A 21,536-nucleotide genomic window follows, 5' to 3' on the forward strand; every position below is an offset into this window, starting at 1 on the left:
CTATTCTAGCTGGTACTCCGCCCCGTTTATTAACATTAAGTGAAATCTCAAGTGTTTTTATATACAAAAAAAGACCCAACAAGGGTCAAATTTTTTTTGATATTTACTGTGTTGATCTGTTTCACCGAGGTAGTGAAATCCATTTGCACAATAGAATTGATTTAGTTTGCTGTTGTCGGCAACACAGTCTAATTTTAAATAGGTTTTGTCAGTTGAAATATTATCCTCAATCCATTTTAATATCTCTTTTCCAATACCTTTGCCGATATATGCGGGCAATACAGCCAGCCTGTGCAGATACATTGAATCTCCTTCAGGGTCCGCACCAAATATATGGTTGTCCCATTCACTTTGGGTTGTCGAGAGGGTGAAAGTACCGATTAATTCTTCATCATTCAGGACGATATATGTTTCTTTTTGCTTTATGGCTTCCAGGATTTCCTCATCATCCCCTCCTTTTAATAGGTATTGCCATTGATTGATGCCATGATCTTGCATCCACTTTGCATTATTTTTCAGCATATCGATAATCTTTTCTCCATCTTCTTTTACAGCAAGTCTGACCAGACTATTTTCCAGCAAAAATGACACCCACCTTCTATTATTTTAGTAAATTATTCGATATTTCAAGAGATATTCCTTTTTGCTATTTTGTTGCTTTGCCACCATTCTTGAAAAGAACCTGTTTTCCAAAATTATGTTCCAAAGTAAGAATAAACGCAAAAAGAGCAAAAAAAAACAGGCTGAGCTCAGCCTGTTTTAAAGTTACGACATCATTTCAACGTATTGAGAACTGCCTCAATATCTTCATTGGTCATTTCGGCTGCCTGAGCCATTGTCCTGATATCCTTTGATGCCCAGTAATCATATAAACGTGCCAGGTCATTACGATTATATACCTGATTACCGTAGTGGCTGTAGAAATAGGCAACCAGAAGATTGGTAACATTTGCCGGCAGTTTATTGCGGGTTGAAATCGACCTTAGTGCAATATTCTCAAGTCCGCGGATATTATTATCAGTAAATTTTTCTACCACTTCAATTGGCATAGCGGTTTCACAAAAAGTAAGGAATTCTGGATCAGTTAATTGTTTGTTCATATAAAAATCTCCTGCTTAATTTACTTTTTCAGTTCGCTTCCAGCGCATTCTCTATAAGTTTGATATCCATAAATATAGATTTTTTTATAGTGGCATCATCACATCGCTGGTACTCTTTATGAAGTCTTCTTAGTTCTTCGTTAAAGATTCGGTATTCAAAGTTGTTAATCATAATCTCCCTCATTATTTTACTGTTCTAAGAAATATTTTCCCATTTAAACCTATGGTCAAACAAATTTATCATGAGGAATGTGATTATGCTAACATTACCATTAAGCAGGTCAGAAAGGAAAGGGGGATTTTGGTTCATTTGAATTTCCCAACAAGGCTACCCTATTCCAGTCTATCTAGTCATTTTATCAATCCCATTTTTCAATTCATAATGCCTGTATTAGAAGGAACATCTTAACTGCTATTTCCCATCATCATCAAGGCCTTTTGAACAGCCCAGCTTTGATGGTCATGAAACAACCTCTTTACAGCTTCCCCCACTTCGATCCACTTAAGATGATGGTCCGCCTCTAAAGGTTCTCCCGTGCTTCCGGCTATTTTGGCAAAATAGAAGTGACCTTCAACGAGATAATATGTACGATCCTTCTCTGAGTAAAAATATCGCTGTGCTTTTCCGATCCATTCGCCGATTTCAAGAAGCTTTCCCATTTCTTCAATGCCTTCTCTTACAAGACACTCATCATGACTTTCACTTTCTTCCATGCCACCGCCAGGAAGGAAATATCTCCGATCATCCGTCTCGATTAATGCAACCAGATTTTCATTTTCATTCAATATGATTCCATACACCCCAGGCCGCCATGTATAGTTTATTCCCGGTTTCATTTTCCCAAAAGTTATCATTCTTGCATCCCTACAATCCAAAAAAGTTTTTATTATCATGATAAACAACTACTATACTAAATCTTCAAAATTTATTAATTGGAACAATTTTCTTCATTTTACTTTTCGTGTTTTCATAAGAATCTCCTTCCTTTTCATTAAATTACTTTTTAACTATCTTTCCGCGGGTAAAAAAAATAGAGACTATGTTACTAGGAGTGAGATGATGGAACAGTATAAGAATTTGAATAAACAATATATCAGCGGAGAATGGCGAGATGGTACGGGCCAGAGCCGCTATCAGGATAAAAACCCGTATAACGAAGAAGTCTTGGCTGAATTCAAGATGGCTGGCATGGAAGATGTTAAAGAAGCGTATGAGTCTGCCAGGATAGCACAAAAAGAATGGGAGAATATCAATCCATTCGAACGTTCTACTATCATGGAAAATGCAGTCCGCATCATGTCGGAAAGAAGAAAGGAATTGGTAGAGTTACTTATAACAGAGTCTGGCTCTACCCATATCAAGGCAAATGTCGAGGTTGATTTCTGTATCGCCATCACTAGAGAGTCAGCGTCATTCCCATTAAGAATGGACGGCAAAATGGTGCCTTCACTTGTTCCCGGAAAGGAAAACCGTGTATACCGCAAACCACTAGGTGTGGTAGGTGTCATCAGTCCATTTAACTTTCCAATGTACTTAACAATGCGTTCCGTTGCACCTGCACTAGCAGTTGGTAATGGAGTCGTGTTGAAGCCTGATGAGCAGACTGCAATGAGTGGCGGTACTGTGATTGCGAAAATATTTGAAGAAGCAGGTCTGCCAAAAGGATTGCTTAATGTGACTGTATCTGATATTGGCGAAATTGGCGATTCATTCGTGGAGAATCCTGTTCCAAGAATGATTTCGTTTACTGGTTCAACTGGTGTCGGCCGCCATATCGGTGCGCTTTGCGGAAAAAACATTAAAAAAGTGGCCCTTGAGCTCGGCGGCAATAATGCACTTGTTGTCCTTGAGGATGCAAATATAGAGCATGCCATAAACTCTGCCATCTTCGGTAAATTCATGCACAATGGACAAATCTGCATGGCTGTTAACCGGGTGATCGTCCACAAGGACCGCTATGATGAATTCGTTGATAGGTTTGTGGAAAAAACTCAAAGCCTTAAAGCTGGTGATCCGCGTGAGCCTGATACTCTGATCGGACCGCTGATCAACCGCGGAGCTGTCGACCGGATCCTTAAAGATATAGAGAAGGCGAAATCCGAAGGAGCTGAAGTGGTGCTGGAAGGCTCCGCAAATGGCACGCTGATGACTCCATACGTGCTTACCGGCAGCAACGAGGTCGCAACGGCTAAGAACGAGATGTTCGGCCCAGTCGTAACAATCATTCCTGTTGAAAGTGAAGAAGAAGCAATTCGAATTGCTAACGGCACACCATTTGGATTAAGCGGCGCTGTCCACGCAGGGTCTGTTGAAAAAGGTGTCGAAGTGGCCAAACAAATTGAATCGGGCATGGTCCATGTTAATGACCAAAGCGTCAACGATGAACCACTGGTTGCTTTTGGCGGTGAAAAGGATTCAGGTCTTGGAAGATTCGGCGGCGAATGGTCCCTTGAAGAATTTACAACTGTACAATGGATATCAGCCCAGACTAATCCACGCAAATACCCATTTTAACAAATCAAAAGCTGAACCTCAGGTTCAGCTTTTTTGTTCTTTTATGATCAAAAAATCGAGTTATCCGGCGCGGCCGCTTCTGCTGGATTCTTCCGTTTAAATCCCTGCTCTTTTAAAATATGTTTATATTTATCATAAGTCTTAGATTGCATTGCTTCAGTAACACGCGGCGTAAAATCAGCATCTACATGTTCGACAATCATATTGTAAAGCATTTGCATCCTTACATCCTGGTAGGCCATCTGGATATGGATGTTTTTCACATTCATATCTTTCATCATTAGAGCGGAATTGAAATTATCACTTCCCATTAGCTTAGAAACCGCCCTTGTTTCCAGAACAATGTCTTTTTCTTGTTCAGAGAGCTTTATTGATTTCATATTAATCTGTAAATCAGGCATTTCAGCAAGCTTTACTTCTTCTTTGTTATCCGGATCTATTAGTTTAAGCATTACACTCACATGCTCCATGAGCATTTGGGTATTCAACTGAAGCAGTTTTTTTAATTCTTGATTGTCCACAATTTCATAGAAAATCTTTAACTTACTGATAACTCCTTCATGGGTCGGCAGGTGTTCAGCCATGATTCCTAAATCCGCAGCAGGCAAATTCATCTTAATAATCCCTCCTCGTTCATCATAGGCATTATATTCGGAAGCTTGCTATCTGTTCTCGGCCTACGAAAAAAGAAAAAGCGGGAGAGTTATCTCGATACCTAAAATACCTGGTTTGCACGTTTATTATAAAAATATTACTGGAACAGCTGCTGCCAGCAACAGGTAGCGGAGAATGAAACCTCCTGCCAGTACGGCACTTTCTGTGATCAAAGTAGCTGCAATTCCGTGTGAGCCTGAAGCAGCTGCTTCCAGTCCCGCCGGAGTTTGATGAAGTTTTTTTGAATTCCATAATTCAAGGGCTTCAATTGTAATGGGAACGATTAATCCTGCTATAATCAGTCCGAACCAGAATAAAGCACTGTACTCACCTGTAAGAAGCATTGAAACAGATTGTGATGCTGATTCATTTGTCGATGAAGTAATTAGGAACATTGTGAAGATCAGGAATACTTCAGCCATCAGCAATGTTAAGTGAATCTTTTTTATCGACATGACATGGTGAACGACTTTTTTATCCAAGATTGCTGACACGAGCATAGTACCGGCAATTCCTGTTGAGAATGCCGACACCAAGAACAGGATCGGCAGAATGGCTGTATTCCATAGTGGTACAGCACCGATGACCCCAATCAGAAAGCCGGTGTAAATGGCTGTGGCAACAGCGAATACGATGCCGATATACTCCACAATTTTGTTCGTATCTTTTTTCAACAGCTCCATCAAGGCGATGTAAGCTGCCGCCATCATGAAAAAGCTGATGAAATAAGTACCGATTGTCATGACTGAACTGAAATTCGTAAACAAATAGATGAAGCGCAAAGGATCCTTTAGACCAGCTTCAGCATCAACAATTAGAAGCAACAGTCCTATTCCCATCAGAATTGGGCTGATTAACCTTCCGACAAACCTGACTGTCTTGGCATCAGGATATTTCCTTGCTGCATAGGAAGAGGTTAAAAATGCCCCGGCACTAAGTCCAGCAAGGAATAAATAGGCAGCGATAATTGTTCCCCAAACCATTATAATCACCTCACGTAGTAGATTTTTGTCTTGCCTAAGTCCTGCCTTAAAGGCTGGGCATTCATTTTAACGATCGCTTTCGAAACTTCACTGTTTGGATCATCAAGATCACCAAATATCCTTGCGCTGCTAATGCACGTACTGACACAGGCTGGCTGCTTGCCTTCTGCTACCAGCTCGGCACAGAAGCGGCATTTCTCCACTACTCCAGTATTATGATCCTGCGTTCTTGCTCCATAATGGCAGGCAACCATACAATATTTGCAGCCAATACACTTTTCCGCGTCTACTAGCACGACGCCTTCATCCGTCGTGTAGGTTGCCTTTGTCGGGCAAACACTTACACATGGGGCATCCTCACAGTGCTGGCATTGTACAGGGATGATTTCATTCTTTACGTTTGGGAAAACTCCTGTTTCCTTTTCATAAAATTTTATATATGATTCTTCTACCGGAAGCTCATTCTGCATCTGGCAGCTTACCCGGCAAGCATAACAGCCGACGCATTTCCTTGTGTCTATTACCATTCCATACCGTGCCATCAGCCATTCACCTTCCTAACCTTCACGATTACTTCGTGGATATTTCCTGCTCCACTCCATTTTTCAAAATCAAATGGAACATGCTCCATATACCCAAAGCCAACACCGTGTCCTGTCTTCAAATCTTTAGACGTAATGCCGTAATGACTTGGGACAAATATTGCCTCTGGATGGATTCTTTCCGTAACTTTGACCCGGATTTTGCTGGTCGCTTCACTGGATTTCAATTCCACCATATCGCCATCCTTGATTCCCAGTGCTTTGGCACGGACAGGGTTGATCCAGATTCTCTCTAAATCATAATCTTTTGTAATCTGCATCAAGATTGGTATATTCGCAGTCTGAGTATGGCTGTGAATCGCCTGCTTGCCCGTAATCAGACGGAAGGAATCGTCTGCTGGACTTACCTTTGGCTCAATCCATTCGACGATCGGCTTGAAACCTGCTGCTTTATATGTTTCACTGTAAAATTCAACTTTACCGGAAGGAGTCTTTAATTTCGGCATTACACCGATTGTAATTTCCTCGTTCGGGAACATGATGGTTCCTTTTTCCCTAAGCTGTTTATACGTAATACCGGTCGGTGCGAGCATCGCTTCATTCAATTCATCCAGGGTGAAATTGAAGTACTGGCCAACTCCGCAAGCTTTTGCGAGCTCTGTATAAATTTCATTGATCGGCTTTGTTTCTGGATGGACTTTCTCCACCATTTGCTGGCGAAGGGCGATTCCAGGGATCTTACCTGATAGACCTTCTATTACTTCATCGCGTTCAATATATGTCACTTCTGGAAGAACGTAGTGAGCCAATTGTGCGGTTTCAGACATTTGAACATCTATTGCCACCACAAGATCCATTTTAGATAATGCTTCCGTCATGACTTTAGGGTTTCCGTATCCGAGTGCCGCATTGGAATGATAATAAATTGCCGCCTTCATTTTGCCTTCCAGTGCTTCTTTTGCAACGATTGTTGCTACACCATTATTTGGGTAGGCAATCGGGAATTCCTTAGATCCTGCCTTTGGAACTTCAGGTTCTTTCGGACTCGGGTGTTTAGCTTTGTCAAGCTTACCCAGCGAAGGTTTTCCGCCAAAGATACTTCCGCCTTTTTGCTGGTAGTTTCCAAGCAGAGCATTGAACATTGCAACGGCACGGCCGGTTTCTGTACTATTTTCATAGTTGCAGCCGAATGCTCCTCTCCATGATTGCTCAATCAACGCTTTCGGTTTGGCTTTGCCCATATCAATGGCAATCTGTGTGATTGCATCTGCAGGTATGCCGGTGATTTTTTCTGCCCATTGTGGTGTATATTTTTTCAGTTCCTTAGCGTATTTCTCAATACCAATAGTGTGGTTTTTAATGAATTCCATGTCATGGAGGTTTTCCTTTATCAACACATATGACATCGCCAGCACTAATGCAAGGTCTGTTCCTGGACGGATCGCAAGCCATTCAGTTGCCAGGTTGCCGGTATTGTTCAACCGCGGATCGACAATGACAATCTTGGCTCCGTTATCCTTCGCAGCTGCCAGAGATTGTACGGAACTAGGACGGATGCCATCACCATAGCTCCTGCCAATGAACATAATATATTTTGCATTGCTGATATCTGCGCTAGTAGCCGTTACACCTACTGTATGAAGGAAACCAGCATCCCTGGAGTTCGAGCAAACTACATGGTGCGTATAATAGTTGGCAGAACCCAGAGCATTGATGAATCGAGGGGAATAAAATTTCCCTGAAGCACGCGGGTCCTCCGTTAATGCGACTGACTGGGGACCATGTTCTTTAATGATTTTGTTTAATTTTTGAGCGATTTCTTTATACGCTTGTTCCCATGTGATCGGCTCAAATTTCTTTTCGCCAACCCTTTTTAAAGGCTGTGTCAGCCTGTCTTTAGAATAAACAACAGTAGCATAACCATGCCCTCTCGCACACAGCTTTCCTTTCGAATAAGGATGGTCAGGGTGTCCAGTCAGCTTCCATAAGCGGCCATTTTTGACATGGCCGATCATTCCGCATTTACTTGAACATGCATTGCATGTACTAGGAATCTCCTTAACTACAGCGCTCGCTCCTGCTTTCACATAATTTTTGGACCATTCATTAAAGCCTACTGTTCCCGCAGATGCCAAAGCAGCAGTAGCAGCAGAGGCTTTGATAAATCCACGACGTGATAGTTTTGTTTCCACCATTTTAACTAGCCCTCCTTTTACTCCCAACCCGTAAAACATTTTGGATTTAATGCCTATAATTCATTATCACAGGCACAGTCGGTAACTTGATGCTTCTTCCAACATTGCTAAAGTTTAAACTTTTTGTCTCTTTAGCAAAGTATCTGACTGATGGAATTGAATCTATTAATACAGCTTTTTTCAAAAGATTGTCCTTCACTAAAAGCATCACCACCTTTAAGATTTATGACCTTTTTTTAAACTTTGTTGTTTTTACAACCTTTTACGCATTTGAAGCAAGGAAGTCTCCTCGAAAAGAGCCCAGGTTCATCTGCGAATAGCAGCAATCAATGCGAAATCAGCCAAGATTTAAGAGCTACTGGTAATTATTTCGATGCGCCTGCACGGTCTCAATCAATACTCTCGTCAAGCTCTGATAAAATGTGTGCTCTGTTACTTGCGAAAGCTTCGATTCAAAGTCTTCAAGCCAATCAAAATGATCATCCATAAATTCAGCTGTAAATTGTTCAGGAGCATGCTCTATGAAATATGCCAGCAATTCCAGCAGGATAGCCAAGTGGTCCGGCATGCCCTGTAATTCAACAGGAATATCGATCTTTAGCTTTTCTAACAGAAAATTGATATGTAACGCCGAATCCCCCAGCATGTACCCTTTGTCCCGAGCAAAGGGAAGTGTACAAGTTTCATCCTGTGTCCACGGTTTATACAACGATTCAACCGGAATGGCAGCCTGCTTTTGCATGCTTCCAATAGAGATCATGAATAATTCTCGAAATTTTTCATAGCTTTCAGGCAAGACTTCCTCTAAGGAAAAAGTAAGATTGTAATGATTCTGGATCGAATCTTCCAGCTTCTTCAGAAGTTCTTGTTCCTTAATCTCATCCCAGATATCTATAGTTGGATGTTTATATAAATCTGCTAGGACTAAAAAAACATTCGCACAATCCGTTCTGTTCTCTAATCCAATCACCGGGATTCACCACCTTTCGAATACACCTTCACTATATGGCATAAAAGTTTGTGAAACAATATACATTATGTGGCGAAACCCGGGAGAGTATGTGAAGGATTTCACCTAATTATCAGCAATGAATTTTTCATAGGTCCGTCTACATAACTGATTTCTCCTGGTTTTACGAGGATATAATGGCTTCAGTGGATCTTCATTTGTGAATTTTCTTTTACATATGTATGAATATCTGGCAAACTTGCCTCTTTTTAAAGGGTTTAATCGTAAAATGAAAGTATAGAAATAATGCCCCCTGAGGTGACGATTATGTCTCTGTTAACCAATTGGCTTGAAAGTCTGAGCTACGAGCTGGAGATCTCAGAATCCTGCACCAGGAAGATCAGCCCGCTAAGTTCCTGTTCAGCATGTATTGACGAATGCCCAGATGAAGCCATCCTATTTGAGAATGAAAAAATTATGATTGATGGCAAAAGATGCACTTCCTGCGGTGTCTGTATCACAGTCTGTCCTGTACAGGCGGTCAAAGGACAATCTCCTTCAAGAAAGGTCAGCCAGGATCATCTTCTCCTCGAGCACGAATCGCCGCTGCCAAGCTTAACGGAAATGCTTTACTACCATAAAAAAGGAATCCGCTTTATTCATCAGCCTTCTATAAATGCGATTTTAGTAAATCGGATCAGCCAGGCCAATGAAGTTCTTAGCGCTATGTCACTTGAACTCCTGCAGGTTACAAACCAGTTTGTCTTGGAACCAGAAGAGCAGCTCAGATTATCAAGACGGGACTTTTTTGCAAAGCTCTCTTCCGACAGCAGGAAAACTGTCCTCTCTTCCGTGACACCTGTAAAATGGCGCTTCAATGAAAGCAATTTTAAACCTTCCGTTCTGTTCAAGGATTGGTCCTTTTATAAAGTGGAAATCAACAAGGATGAGTGCACACTATGTGAAGCCTGTTTTAATATTTGTCCCTCAGGCGTATTCAGCCTCGGGGAAAACGAGCTGATAATGAATGAAAACCAATGCACCGGCTGCAATTTATGCTTGGACATTTGTAGAACGAGCGCAATAAAAGTTGAGCAAAAGGTACACCAGGCTCCGTCAGTCTCTTATAATCTGAGTAAGAACATTTGCAAACAATGCAACACCGGCTTTCATGCCTGGGAGGAATCTGATTCATGCCATATATGCAGCACAATTCAAAAGCCTAACTTTTTCCTTTGAGTGAATGGGCTATAATAAAGGCACTGGTCATTAGAAGCTCATTTTTTAAACTTCTTCCATACCCAGTACCTTTTTAAATGGCTATGTGTTTCCGCCTCTTACGTTTCAGTATCCCAATAAAAAAAGGCTGTTTCCGCATTGACTGTTGCTTTATGGACACACACAGTCATCCGCATTATTAAAGGTTGCGGGCTCTTTTCGAAAAATGCTTCCGGATCGGAACGTAATTAATCGTAAAAACTCAGAAGCCGGTTTTTACTTTGGGTGTAAAAGCAACAAAGTTTACGAAAGAGCGTAAAAAAAAACTAGGAAGTGAAAGCTTCCTAGTTCGATGTTATTCTTCCTCTCCCAGGAGGAAGTCTGGGTTTAAGTCTTCGAATTCGTCATCATCGATGCCATGGCCCCACTCATCATCATCGCAATCGCATCCGCCTGGATGAGTGACAACGCATACCTTCGTTTCACCAATGACTTCCACAAGGAATTCCCTCTCGACGTGAACGATGATTTTGTTGCCATTAGGCGAAATGACCGCTTCAATACAGTTAGGCTGCTGCAGAACCTCTACAAGGACATCATGGTCATCCATGCAATCAGGGTCACGGTACTTCAGCTTGATGACATCACAGTAAGTTACTTTCTCCGTCACTACTTCAGTTTTTGTATTATCATCAAAGGAGTACCAGATGTTGGCTTCGTAAGACCCGTTTACTTCAACCACTTTCCCTACCTTTTTTGCCTTATACTTATGGTTTATGACCCAAGCGCCCAGAATGCTGCTCGGATTATGCGCTGGGTTGATCGTATGATTGGACTGCGTGAATTTGCGTCCCTTCGCTACGACGGCTTTCGTAATAATCTCTCTGTAATCTCCCATTGCGAGCGAAACCTCCTCAATCTTTTTCAATTCATCTTATGCGTGATATTAGACTAGTGTGCGATTAATTTTAGAACCACTGGTAAAAACTTAGGCATAGTTCATTGTATGCCCATACATGCTGAATGTTCCCAATTGAAGAAAGTTGCTGGGTAATTAAGATTGGTTTGGTTTCATACCGCAGTCCTTGAAAAGAGATACTCCAGACTGAATAAACAGTCCTCTCGCCTTCCCAACAGGGTCCATTATCTGATCCAAATGAAAAAAAATGGCACCCTATAATAGGGTGCCATTTACTCTTCAATGATTAATGGTTGTGCGTATGGCAGCTTGCTTCGTTTTTCAAAGCTGCTCCTGTTTCGCCGCGAAGTACATCTCCGCCAGTTGATTCGACTACTTCATCTGTAACTGTATTGGAAATCGTTGTAGCCACTAGCTGAAGCAATTCATTAACATCAATTTGCGATTGCTTGAACTCCTGGACTACTGGAATTTCATCAAGTTGTTGTTCTAAAGAAGCAATTTTTGCTTCCGTCTTCTTTAACGCTTCTGTTTTTCCGTAATGCTGAAAGTTAACAGCCTGTTTTTGAAGGCCTTTAATAGAAGAAATAAGTGTTTTCACTTTTTCATTCTCATGGATTTGTGCTTCTGCACGCTTGAAAAAGTCAACTTCTTCTGTTTCTGCAATCATTCTTGCGATTTCTCTTGAACGCTGGATAATGTCATCTTTATTGTACTTTGCCAACTTAGTTCACCTCAACTGGTTCGATTTCTTCTACCATTTCCCCGTTTAATGACCATGTTTTTGCCTTTGTGATCCTTACCTTGACGATTTTGCCGATTGCCGTCTTCGGTCCAGCAAAATTGACAAGCTTCATCTTGCTCGTGTAACCCGCAAGAACATCAGGATTGTTTTTGCTTTCGCCTTCGACCAGGACCTCAACAATCTGATTCTGATATTTCTTCATAGACTGTGCTGATTGCTCATTCACAAGTGCATTCAGGCGCTGCAGGCGCTCTTTTTTCACTTCCATTGGGACATTATCCTGCATTTTAGCGGCAGGCGTTCCTTCCCTTGGAGAGTAAATGAATGTATAGGCTGATTCATAGCCAACCTCACGGACAAGTGACAAGGTATCCTCAAACTGCTCATCCGTTTCATTTGGATATCCTACGATAATATCCGTTGTCAATGTAACATTAGGGATGGCCGCTTTGATTTTGCGTACGAGTTCGAAATATTGTTCCCGAGTATACTTCCGGGCCATAATTTTCAACACATCAGTAGAACCTGACTGTACTGGAAGATGGATGTGGTCCATCAGGTTTCCGCCTTTTGCCAGTACTTCAATCAAGTGATCATCAAAGTCACGCGGGTGGCTTGTTGTAAAACGGATTCGCGGAATATCAATTTTGCGGATTTCATCCATCAAGTCCCCAAGACCATACTTGATGTCTTCAAAATCTTTTCCATACGCGTTTACATTCTGGCCAAGCAGGGTAATTTCCTGATAGTCCTGGGCCGCAAGTTGACGGACCTCCTGAATGATGTCTTCTGGGCGGCGGCTCCGTTCTTTGCCTCGTGTATAAGGAACGATGCAGTATGTGCAGAATTTATCGCAGCCATACATGATATTTACCCATGCTTTGATGTTCCCTCTGCGAACCTTCGGAAGGTTTTCGATTACGTCTCCTTCCTTGGACCAGACTTCAACGACCATTTCTTTGGACATATATGCTTCCTGCAGAATATGTGGCAGGCGATGGATATTATGTGTACCAAAAATCATATCGACCTGGTTATAGGTTTTGAGAATTTTATTAACCACCGATTCTTCCTGAGACATGCATCCGCATACTCCCAATAGAAGATCTGGCTTTTCTCTTTTCAGGTGCTTTAAATGTCCAAGTTCACCAAACACCTTATTCTCAGCATTTTCCCTGATTGCACATGTATTCAGTAGAATGACATTCGCATCCTCGACACTGTCAGTAGGTTCATAGCCGAGACCAAGGAATATACCAGCCATGACTTCTGTGTCATGCTCATTCATCTGGCATCCATATGTACGGATGTAGAATTTGCGCCCTTGTCCCATACCAATGAATTCTGCAGGGATATCAAAGTCTTTATGATACTTAACTTCTTCTTTGCCGCGCTTCTTTGCATCCTTCAATGATGGAGCTGTATATACTGTTTCAAAGTACTTGCTATAATCTTTGCTGGATTTTTTGTCCGAAGGATTATCAGTTTGTACTTTCTGGCTTTCCAAGCGTTGATTCTCGTTCATTTCAGATCTCCTTTCATTAGAAAGCAAGCAGGCAGATTGATTCATCCTAGCCGGTGCTTTACACTAACAGTTCTGCTTTCTACGATAAAAAGGGCTACATCACCCTGAAAATATTAAATATACACATTATAATAGTATAAACTCTTCAATCAATGAAAACAATAGCAGGCATTGGAAATACAGCTTTCTTATAAAAAAGCCGCCCTGGTCATTTATATTACCCTATAGATTATCTTATTGGAGTGATGCTAATCACAAAAGATCCCAATAAGCTTGATTTTACAAGAATAATAAAACCCCAATCCTCGATGATTGGGGTTTTATTGAAAATTGCTCCGCTTTTATTACATGAATTCAGCAACCAGCTTGTCAAAATGGGCTTGATCAAGCTTAAGGTCTGCTTTTGACAAAGGAGTTTCGGAATATCCGCTTACTAGATCCTGATAAGACTTACGCTCTGTATTTTGATAGATTAATCCAGTAACAAGACCGTTATGCTGCATCAATGTCTGCATGGCTGCTTCACGATTTGATGGATCGTATCCTTCGATATCGCCAAGCTTTGTCAGGTTTTCCTTGAACCAATCGTAGGTATTTACCTTGTTGTATGTTACACAAGGGCTGAATACGTTGATTAATGAAAAACCTTCATGCTTGATTCCAGCCTCGATCAGTGCAGTCAAGTCCTTCAGGTCAGTCGAGAAGCTTTGTGCCACGAAAGTAGCGCCAGCTGTCAAAGCCAGTTCCATTGGCGAAATAGCCTGCTCGATAGAACCTGCAGGAGTTGATTTTGTCTTGAATCCAGCAGCCGAACGCGGAGAAGTTTGTCCCTTTGTCAGACCGTAAATCTGGTTGTCCATGACAATGTAAGTGATATTTATGTTACGGCGGATCGCATGGACTGTATGTCCCATACCGATCGCGAAGCCGTCTCCGTCACCACCAGAAGCGATGACTGTTAAATCACGGTTGGCCATCTTCACGCCCTGAGCGATTGGCAGTGCACGGCCATGGATTCCGTGGAAACCGTATGAGTTGATATATCCAGAGATACGGCCTGAACAGCCGATACCAGAGATTACTGCCAGGTCTTCAGGCTCTAAACCCACATTGGCAGCAGCACGCTGCATGGCCGCCTGTACAGAGAAGTCGCCGCAGCCTGGGCACCAGTTTGGTTTTACATTATTGCGAAATTCTTTAAAAGTCGCCATCCTAGAACAACTCCTTGCATTTTGTGTGGACTTCCTGCGGCAAGAATGGATTTCCGTCATACTTGAGGATCTTATGGATCTTCTCATGACTTCCGACATTCATCTTCATGATGTTTGCCAGCTGTCCTGTCGCATTGTTTTCAATAACTGCAACTTTCTTTGCAGATTTTACAAGCTGCATCATTTCATCAGCCGGGAATGGATGTACCAGGCGCACGTGTGCGTGGTTTACTTTCAGGCCATCCTTCTCAAGTCTTCCCATTGCCTCTTCAATTGCACCTCTTGTAGAGTTGAAACCTACGATCAACAGATCAGCTTCCTCATGCGGAGCATTCTTGTGGATTGGCGTATTGAACTTCAGATTGCAGATTTTACGCATACGCTTATCCATTTGCGCAATACGGTTAGCAGCTGATTCCGAAGGTTTTCCTGTTTCATCATGTTCAACACCAGTAACATGATGGATACCGTTCTTCATTCCTGGAATAACACGTGGTGAAACACCATCTTCGGTCACTTCATAACGCTTGAAGTATCCTTTATTATCAATTTCAGGAAGAGCTTCTGCAGCCAACTTACCGCGGCGGATTTCCACTTTATCAAACTCAAGCGGTTCAACTGTCTGCTTTCCTAACGATAATTGCAGGTCAGTCAGCATAATGACAGGACACTGATATTCCTCAGCAAGGTTGAATGCTTCTGCTGCATCGTAGAATGCTTCCTGAACAGTACTTGGAGCAAAGACAATTTTAGGAATCTCACCGTGCGTTCCATAAATCATCGCCATTAAATCTGACTGTTCCTGTTTTGTAGGAAGTCCCGTTGATGGTCCGCCACGCTGTGTATCAACAATGACAAGCGGTGTTTCAGTGATACCTGAAAGGCCGATTGCTTCCATCTTCAATGAAAGACCTGGTCCAGCAGAAGCTGTAAGGGCACGTACGCCGCCATAGTTAGCGCCGATTGTCATAGTGACAGCAGCGATTTCATCTTCCGTCTGGATCACTGTTCCGCCAAGAGCAGGCAGCTTCTTGATCAAATATTCCATGATTTCAGAAGCAGGTGTGATTGGATATGCAGCCATGAAGCGGCATCCTGCTGCTACTGCTCCAAGAGCGATTGCATCATTGCCAATCATGAACAGGCGTTTCTGGCCATCAGCCTTTTCAAGCTGCATTGTCTCAGTGCCGCCTAGTTGTTCTTTCGTATATTCGTAGCCAGCTTTGATGGCGTCCATATTTTTATCGACAACTTGTTGTCCTTTGCGTCCGAAAATCTCCTGGACGACTTCTTCAAAAACTTGGATATCCAAGTCTAGAACTGCACTAGTCGCACCGATGGCAACCATGTTTTTCATAAGAGATGTTCCCAATTCAGTAGCTATTTCCGTAAATGGAACCGCATACATCGCAGCTTGAGTATCCTCAGGCTTTTTCGGGTCAAACTTTGCATCAGCGATAATTACGCCGTTCTCATGCAATTCTTTGTAGTTTACATCGATCGTTTCCTGGTCGAAAGCTACAAGAATATCTAAATCGTCAGAAATAGATCGAACCTCTGTAGTGCTTACTCGAATCTTGTTATTTGTATGTCCGCCCTTGATACGTGATGAAAAGTGACGGTAGCCATACAAGTAGTAGCCTAGACGGTTCAATGCAATAGAGAAAATTTCCCCGGTAGATTCAATTCCTTCTCCCTGCTGTCCGCCAACTTTCCATGAAAGTTGATTGATCATCTCTTACACCCCTTTAGATACGTAAAAAAATATGTAAAAACGCTTCGTTAATTAAGTGTAGCACTTTTCCAAGTAATTCACTAGAATTAAGCGGTTTAATATCTTGCATTGAGTGCTGAAATCTAGCAAATGGATGGTACTAAACGCTTACAATTCTAGACCTATGTGAATAAAAAAGCAACCCTTTCAGAATAATTATTGACTAAAATATGAATATTTTTTTATTTATTAAAATATTATAAGTTTCTTGTCCAGGTCACCTTGGATTCAGGGTAAGTGATTGTCCTTCTACACTGGATTCAGCGACTTTGAACAGGCATTCTGGAAGCCATATTCTTATGTAGGAACTTATGCACTTGTATATCAGAATAATATTTTTGCAGTTCATTCCAAAGGTTATCATACTGTTCATTACCCTCAAGGTTGCTTACCGTAAATTCAATTCCATCAAAGTCCGAGCCAAAGCCAACATGATTTTCTCCCCCAAGAGAACAAATGTGATCAAGATGGCGAATAATATCATCAATTGTTGCAGACTCCTTTTTACCAGATAAAAATTCTGGCACAAAGGTAACACCAATCACTGAATCACGATCAATCAAAGCATTGATCTGATTATCCTTAAGGTTGCGCGGATGGCGGCAAAGCGAATAACAGTTTGAATGGGATGCGAACACATGCTCAGCACTGTCCATTACATCCCAGAAACCCTGTTCAGATAAATGGGAGACGTCGCAGACTGTTCCAGTATCATTCAAGAGTTGGACAACCTGACGGCCAAATCTTGAAAGGCCCGCTCCACGTTCCTCCAGGGCACCATCAGCCACATAATTTCCATAGTTCCATGTCAAGCCTACTGAGCGTACTCCTAGTCTCAGCAAAGTGCGCAGCTTCAATAAATCCTGTCCAATCGCGTCACAACCTTCCAGAGTCAGGACTGCACCGATTTCATCCTCGGTTAGCCTGTCAATGTCCATCTTGTCCTTTACCAGCTTTATTTGAGGATGAGGGGTCAGGACTTTTTCATAGAATAAATCCGCCATCCTTAATGCAGCTTCAAATTTCAGCTCAGGATGAACAGATTCAGGTACATAGATAGCAAATAATTGGACTTTGGTGTTCGAAGTCTTCAGCCTTTCAAGATTGACCTGCAATCCCGGTGAATTGGCGAACTCAAGGGTTGGATCCAAAAATAATTTATATAGGACATCACAATGGGCGTCAAAGATCTTCACAAAAATACCCTCCTTTTTACATTCATAATACACCAAAATATAAAAGAAACCTGCTTGCAGTAGCAAACAGGCTGAAAGTTACCCTTAAAGGTTTTTAAGACTTACTCTATCTATAGGCACGCTGACGCTTTCATCTGGGTTCAACAATCAATTTGATGGCTGTCCGTTCTTCGCCATCAATCAGGATATCAGTAAATGCCGGGATGCAAATTAAATCGACGCCGCTAGGTGCTACGAACCCTCTTGCGATCGCTACTGCCTTAACGGCCTGATTCAATGCACCCGCCCCGATAGCCTGAATTTCTGCGCCTCCTCTTTCGCGCAGTACTCCAGCAAGCGCACCAGCTACAGAATTAGGATTAGATTTTGCTGAAACTTTTAATATCTCCATTCCTGGCTCCTCCTTATTTTATCCCGTCCTGGATGTCATAAGTGGACATCCAGGTTAGTCTGTTCCACTGCTACTATATTCAGGAGGAGACCCACATATGACCTTCAGTAAAAAAAAGCATGAAAGTATTTAAGAGGGATACTGTTGTTAGAGCGGATTATTTGAATGTATCTTCACTGGAAAGCTCAGGTATATCCTGATGCACAGGTTTGGTTCCAGGCGTGGGCGCGTACCCTTATCCGGCCTTCTACCTCTCTATAAGGGTAGCTTTCGGTGCGAATCGTACCCTTATGCGGACTTCTACCTCTCTATAAGGGTAGCTTTCGGTGCGAATCGTACCCTTATGCGAGCTTCTACCTCTCTATAAGGGTATCTTTCGGTGCGAATCGTACCCTTATCCGGCCTTCTACCTCTTCATAATGGTAGCTTTCGGCGCGAATCGTACCCTTATGCGGCCTTCTACCTTTCTATAAGGGTTCCTTTCGGTGCGAATCGTACCCTTATGCGGCCTTCTACCTCTCTATAAGGGTATCTTTCGGTGCGAATCGTACCCTTATGCGGCCTTCTACCTTTCTATAAGGGTATCTTTCGGCGCGAATCGTACCCTTATGCGGCCTTCTACCTCTTCATAAGAGTATCTTTCTCCGGATGCTTCTTAATAAGAGGCATTTGGTATTTCATACACATCCAAATAACCAATTTAACGCAAATTAATAGACTGCAGATAAACTCAAATGAGTCCGTCTGCAGCCTGAAAGATTGTTAACCACATATCATTTTTTTAATCATAGAAAGGGTGATCTTCGTTAATAAGGATTTTTTGGATTTTCACTGCTTTGCCAGTCTTTTTGTCCAAATCTATCAATACTGCAGACAGCTGGTTCCTTCCATCCTTGGCTACTTCGAAACGTGTTGGCAAACTTGTCATGAACCTTCTTAGGACCGCTTCTTTTTCTACTCCCAATATACCATCATATGGCCCGGTCATGCCTACATCGGTAAGAAAAGCTGTACCAGAGGGCAAGATCCTGTCGTCTGCTGTCTGTACATGAGTATGCGTACCGACCACAGCGGAAACTCTCCCATCAAGATACCAGCCCATCGCCTGCTTTTCGCTAGTTGCCTCAGCATGGAAATCGACGAAGATGAGGGAAGTGCGTTTGCTAGCTTCCTCAATCAATTCATCTGCTTTTTTAAATGGGCAATCTATTGGTGTCAAGAAGGTCCGGCCCTGTAAGTTGATTATTGCCAGTTCTTCCTGGTTGACCTTTAAATAAACAATTCCTTTTCCGGGTACTTCTTCAGGGAAATTAGCGGGCCTGACCAGATATTTAGCATTATCGATGAATTCGAAAATATCTCGATTATCCCATGCATGGTTGCCTAAAGTTACAGCCTGTGCGCCCTGTTCGAGAAATTGCCGGTAAATCTTTTCGGTAATCCCTTTTCCGCTCGCTGCATTCTCACCATTTATGATGGTAACAGTCGGACGAAATTTCCCCTTTAGCTTTGTCAGGTATTCCGTAACCATATCTCGTCCAGGCGAACCTACAACATCCCCTACAAATAAAATTCTCATATATCCTCATTCCTGCCTTTAAGTTAGTTTTTATGTAAAAATTGTACCATAACATCGAGATTAGAGGAAAACCAGCAAAGTTTCCATCAATATAAAAAGCGGCGCCGAAGCACCGCTTTATTTTGCATATTCAACTGCCCGTGTCTCACGGATGACTGTAACCTTGATATGTCCAGGATAATCGAGTTCATCCTCGATTTTCTTGCGAATATCTCGTGCGAGGCGGTGGGCCTGCAAGTCATCGATTTGATCAGGCTTAACCATGATCCTGATTTCTCTGCCAGCCTGAATAGCGAATGATTTTTCGACTCCTTCATAGGATTCTGAAATCTCTTCCAGCCTTTCGAGACGGCGGATATAGTTTTCAAGCGCTTCGCTGCGGGCACCAGGCCTTGCAGCTGATAATGCGTCAGCAGCTGCAACAAGTACTGCAATGATCGAAGTCGGCTCTGTATCACCATGGTGAGAAGCAATACTGTTAATTACAACTGGATGCTCCTTATACTTTGTAGCAAGCTCCACGCCAATTTCAACATGGCTTCCTTCCACTTCATGGTCAATGGCCTTTCCGATGTCATGCAGAAGTCCTGCACGGCGAGCTAACGTTTCATCTTCACCTAGTTCTGCGGCAAGCAATCCGGACAATTGGGCTACTTCCATTGAATGTTTAAGTACATTCTGTCCGTAGCTTGTACGGTATTTCAAACGGCCAAGAATTTTAATAAGATCTGGATGCAGTCCGTGAACTCCCACTTCGAAGGTAGTCTGTTCCCCAACCTCACGAATATGTTCATCAACTTCACGACGCGCTTTCTCAACCATTTCCTCAATTCGAGCCGGATGAATACGTCCATCCTGGACAAGCTTGTCTAGAGCTAGACGGGCTGTTTCACGTCTGATTGGGTCAAATCCAGAAAGGATAACGGCTTCCGGAGTGTCATCAATAATGAGATCAATTCCCGTCAACGTTTCCAGGGTGCGGATATTCCGTCCCTCACGACCGATAATACGCCCTTTCATTTCATCATTCGGAAGATTTACGACTGATACAGTCGTTTCAGCAACATGATCTGCTGCACACCTTTGAATGGCCAGTGAAAGTACTTCTTTCGCTTTCTTATCGGATTCTTCTTTCGCCCTGTTTTCGTTTTCCTTAATCATTAGTGCAATGTCGTGAGCAAGTTCTTGCTCAGTACGCTCCAAAATGATGGATTTAGCCTCATCACGCGTTAAGCCCGAGATGCGTTCTAGTTCAGTCTGCTGATTTCGTACCATCTCGTCCACTTTGCTTTCCATCTCTTCAATATGCTGTTGTCTTTTGGAAAGAGCGTCATCTTTTTTCTCTAAAAGATTCTCGCGTTTGTTCAACGACTCATCTTTGCGATCAAGATTCTCCTCTTTTTGCAATAAACGATTTTCTTGTTTTTGCAGTTCATTTCTTCGTTCACGAATTTCACGCTCTGCTTCAGTACGCAGCTTGTGATTTTCATCCTTAGCCTCCAGCAGGGCTTCTTTTTTCATAGCCTCTGCTTCACGCTTCGCATCTTCAACAATTTGTTCTGCGGCGTTTTTGGCACCTGCAATTTTTGCTTCCGCAACGGATTTACGATAAAAATAGCCAACAACTGCACCGACGAATAGGCCAAGCAAAATGGAGATGATTGAAATAATTAGATCCATCATTTTCACCTCCTCTTGCTATGAACTTGTGTTACGTTTTTTAAAGTGTCGGCATGTACATTGTTACAAGCATCAATATACAGCTCAAATGCTTTTAAACGTTTTTAATACCATGAAAATGTAAAATATACATTTTTAATTGTAAAGCTGCCATATTTTATTGTCAAGGGTTTGTCCCATGTGTATTCTGTTGGTTTGATTAATTATTCAATCAATTCTTATTTCTTCGATGTGACTGTTGATTTTCTACGCATTCTGCGAAAGGAGTATAGGCTGAACATCAATATTCACCTAACATTAAAGTAAGAAAAGTACAAACAAGGCCTCCTGGATTTCAGGAGACCTTGGTGATAGCAGAGA

General features: G+C 42.2%; 19 protein-coding genes. 2 read left to right on the top strand and 17 right to left on the bottom strand.

What is annotated here, in order from left to right; translation table 11 throughout:
- Positions 1-57 precede the first annotated feature (57 nt).
- The 3 genes from J7E37_RS03760 to J7E37_RS03770 form a co-directional block, all read right to left on the bottom strand.
- Positions 58-522 carry a GNAT family N-acetyltransferase gene (locus J7E37_RS03760; RefSeq protein ID WP_215022911.1) on the bottom strand — a complete coding sequence of 155 codons (465 nt, stop codon included), beginning with the start codon at positions 520-522 and terminating at the stop codon, positions 58-60.
- A 251-nt stretch (positions 523-773) separates the two neighbouring features.
- Positions 774-1,100: a hypothetical protein gene (locus J7E37_RS03765; RefSeq protein ID WP_214777015.1), complete on the bottom strand. Its 327-nt coding sequence runs from the start codon at positions 1,098-1,100 to the stop codon at positions 774-776.
- Between the two features lie 405 nt (positions 1,101-1,505).
- Positions 1,506-1,955, bottom strand: a complete 450-nt coding sequence (locus J7E37_RS03770) for an NUDIX hydrolase (protein WP_215022589.1) — start codon at positions 1,953-1,955, stop codon at positions 1,506-1,508.
- A 205-nt stretch (positions 1,956-2,160) separates the two neighbouring features.
- Between J7E37_RS03770 and J7E37_RS03775 the strand changes: the two genes are divergently transcribed.
- Positions 2,161-3,615 carry an aldehyde dehydrogenase family protein gene (locus tag J7E37_RS03775; protein ID WP_215022590.1) on the top strand — a complete coding sequence of 485 codons (1,455 nt, stop codon included), beginning with the start codon at positions 2,161-2,163 and terminating at the stop codon, positions 3,613-3,615.
- A gap of 47 nt (positions 3,616-3,662) precedes the next feature.
- Here J7E37_RS03775 and J7E37_RS03780 read toward each other — a convergent pair whose 3' ends face one another.
- The 5 genes from J7E37_RS03780 to J7E37_RS03800 all read right to left on the bottom strand — a co-directional run bounded on the left by J7E37_RS03780 (position 3,663) and on the right by J7E37_RS03800 (position 8,959).
- The gene (locus tag J7E37_RS03780) at positions 3,663-4,229 is read right to left on the bottom strand and encodes a hypothetical protein (RefSeq protein ID WP_215022592.1); all 567 of its coding nucleotides are present in this window, start codon (positions 4,227-4,229) and stop codon (positions 3,663-3,665) included.
- 126 nt (positions 4,230-4,355) lie between these two features.
- Positions 4,356-5,252 carry an NrfD/PsrC family molybdoenzyme membrane anchor subunit gene (gene nrfD / locus J7E37_RS03785; protein ID WP_215022594.1) on the bottom strand — a complete coding sequence of 299 codons (897 nt, stop codon included), beginning with the start codon at positions 5,250-5,252 and terminating at the stop codon, positions 4,356-4,358.
- A 5-nt stretch (positions 5,253-5,257) separates the two neighbouring features.
- Positions 5,258-5,794, bottom strand: coding sequence for a 4Fe-4S dicluster domain-containing protein (locus tag J7E37_RS03790; RefSeq protein WP_215022595.1), 537 nt, complete (start codon positions 5,792-5,794; stop codon positions 5,258-5,260).
- Positions 5,794-7,989: a molybdopterin-containing oxidoreductase family protein gene (locus tag J7E37_RS03795; RefSeq protein ID WP_215022597.1), complete on the bottom strand. Its 2,196-nt coding sequence runs from the start codon at positions 7,987-7,989 to the stop codon at positions 5,794-5,796. Before J7E37_RS03795 ends, J7E37_RS03790 begins: the two co-directional genes overlap by 1 nt.
- A 355-nt stretch (positions 7,990-8,344) precedes the next feature.
- Positions 8,345-8,959, bottom strand: a complete 615-nt coding sequence (locus J7E37_RS03800) for a molecular chaperone TorD family protein (RefSeq protein ID WP_215022599.1) — start codon at positions 8,957-8,959, stop codon at positions 8,345-8,347.
- Positions 8,960-9,265: 306 nt separating this feature from the next.
- On the opposite strand from J7E37_RS03800, the gene J7E37_RS03805 reads away from it, so the two are divergent.
- Positions 9,266-10,177 (top strand): 4Fe-4S dicluster domain-containing protein, encoded by a 912-nt coding sequence (locus J7E37_RS03805; RefSeq protein WP_215022601.1) that lies wholly within the window; start codon positions 9,266-9,268, stop codon positions 10,175-10,177.
- Positions 10,178-10,511: 334 nt separating this feature from the next.
- Here the strand turns inward: J7E37_RS03805 and J7E37_RS03810 are convergent, their stop codons facing one another.
- The 9 genes from J7E37_RS03810 to rny form a co-directional block, all read right to left on the bottom strand.
- Positions 10,512-11,054, bottom strand: a complete 543-nt coding sequence (locus J7E37_RS03810) for an outer spore coat protein CotE (RefSeq protein WP_041966656.1) — start codon at positions 11,052-11,054, stop codon at positions 10,512-10,514.
- Between the two features lie 307 nt (positions 11,055-11,361).
- On the bottom strand, positions 11,362-11,799 hold the full coding sequence (locus J7E37_RS03815) for a YlbF/YmcA family competence regulator (protein ID WP_214777034.1): 438 nt from the start codon (positions 11,797-11,799) through the stop codon (positions 11,362-11,364).
- Between the two features lies 1 nt (position 11,800).
- A complete protein-coding gene (miaB, locus tag J7E37_RS03820) occupies positions 11,801-13,345 on the bottom strand; it encodes a tRNA (N6-isopentenyl adenosine(37)-C2)-methylthiotransferase MiaB (protein ID WP_215022603.1) in 1,545 nt (514 codons plus the stop codon).
- A 344-nt stretch (positions 13,346-13,689) separates the two neighbouring features.
- On the bottom strand, positions 13,690-14,556 hold the full coding sequence (locus J7E37_RS03825; protein ID WP_214777037.1) for a 2-oxoacid:ferredoxin oxidoreductase subunit beta: 867 nt from the start codon (positions 14,554-14,556) through the stop codon (positions 13,690-13,692).
- 1 nt (position 14,557) lies between these two features.
- The gene (locus tag J7E37_RS03830) at positions 14,558-16,291 is read right to left on the bottom strand and encodes a 2-oxoacid:acceptor oxidoreductase subunit alpha (RefSeq protein ID WP_215022605.1); all 1,734 of its coding nucleotides are present in this window, start codon (positions 16,289-16,291) and stop codon (positions 14,558-14,560) included.
- A 299-nt stretch (positions 16,292-16,590) separates the two neighbouring features.
- Positions 16,591-17,586: a dipeptidase gene (locus J7E37_RS03835; RefSeq protein WP_483297198.1), complete on the bottom strand. Its 996-nt coding sequence runs from the start codon at positions 17,584-17,586 to the stop codon at positions 16,591-16,593.
- 70 nt (positions 17,587-17,656) lie between these two features.
- Positions 17,657-17,917: a stage V sporulation protein SpoVS gene (spoVS, locus tag J7E37_RS03840; protein ID WP_010193268.1), complete on the bottom strand. Its 261-nt coding sequence runs from the start codon at positions 17,915-17,917 to the stop codon at positions 17,657-17,659.
- Positions 17,918-18,698: 781 nt separating this feature from the next.
- A complete protein-coding gene (locus J7E37_RS03845) occupies positions 18,699-19,496 on the bottom strand; it encodes a TIGR00282 family metallophosphoesterase (RefSeq protein WP_215022610.1) in 798 nt (265 codons plus the stop codon).
- A 117-nt stretch (positions 19,497-19,613) separates the two neighbouring features.
- Positions 19,614-21,176 (bottom strand): ribonuclease Y, encoded by a 1,563-nt coding sequence (gene rny / locus J7E37_RS03850; RefSeq protein WP_483297195.1) that lies wholly within the window; start codon positions 21,174-21,176, stop codon positions 19,614-19,616.
- Between the last annotated feature and the right edge of the window lie 360 nt (positions 21,177-21,536).

This window comes from Bacillus sp. ISL-39 (assembly GCF_018613295.1).
Taxonomy (GTDB): domain Bacteria; phylum Bacillota; class Bacilli; order Bacillales; family Cytobacillaceae; genus Mesobacillus.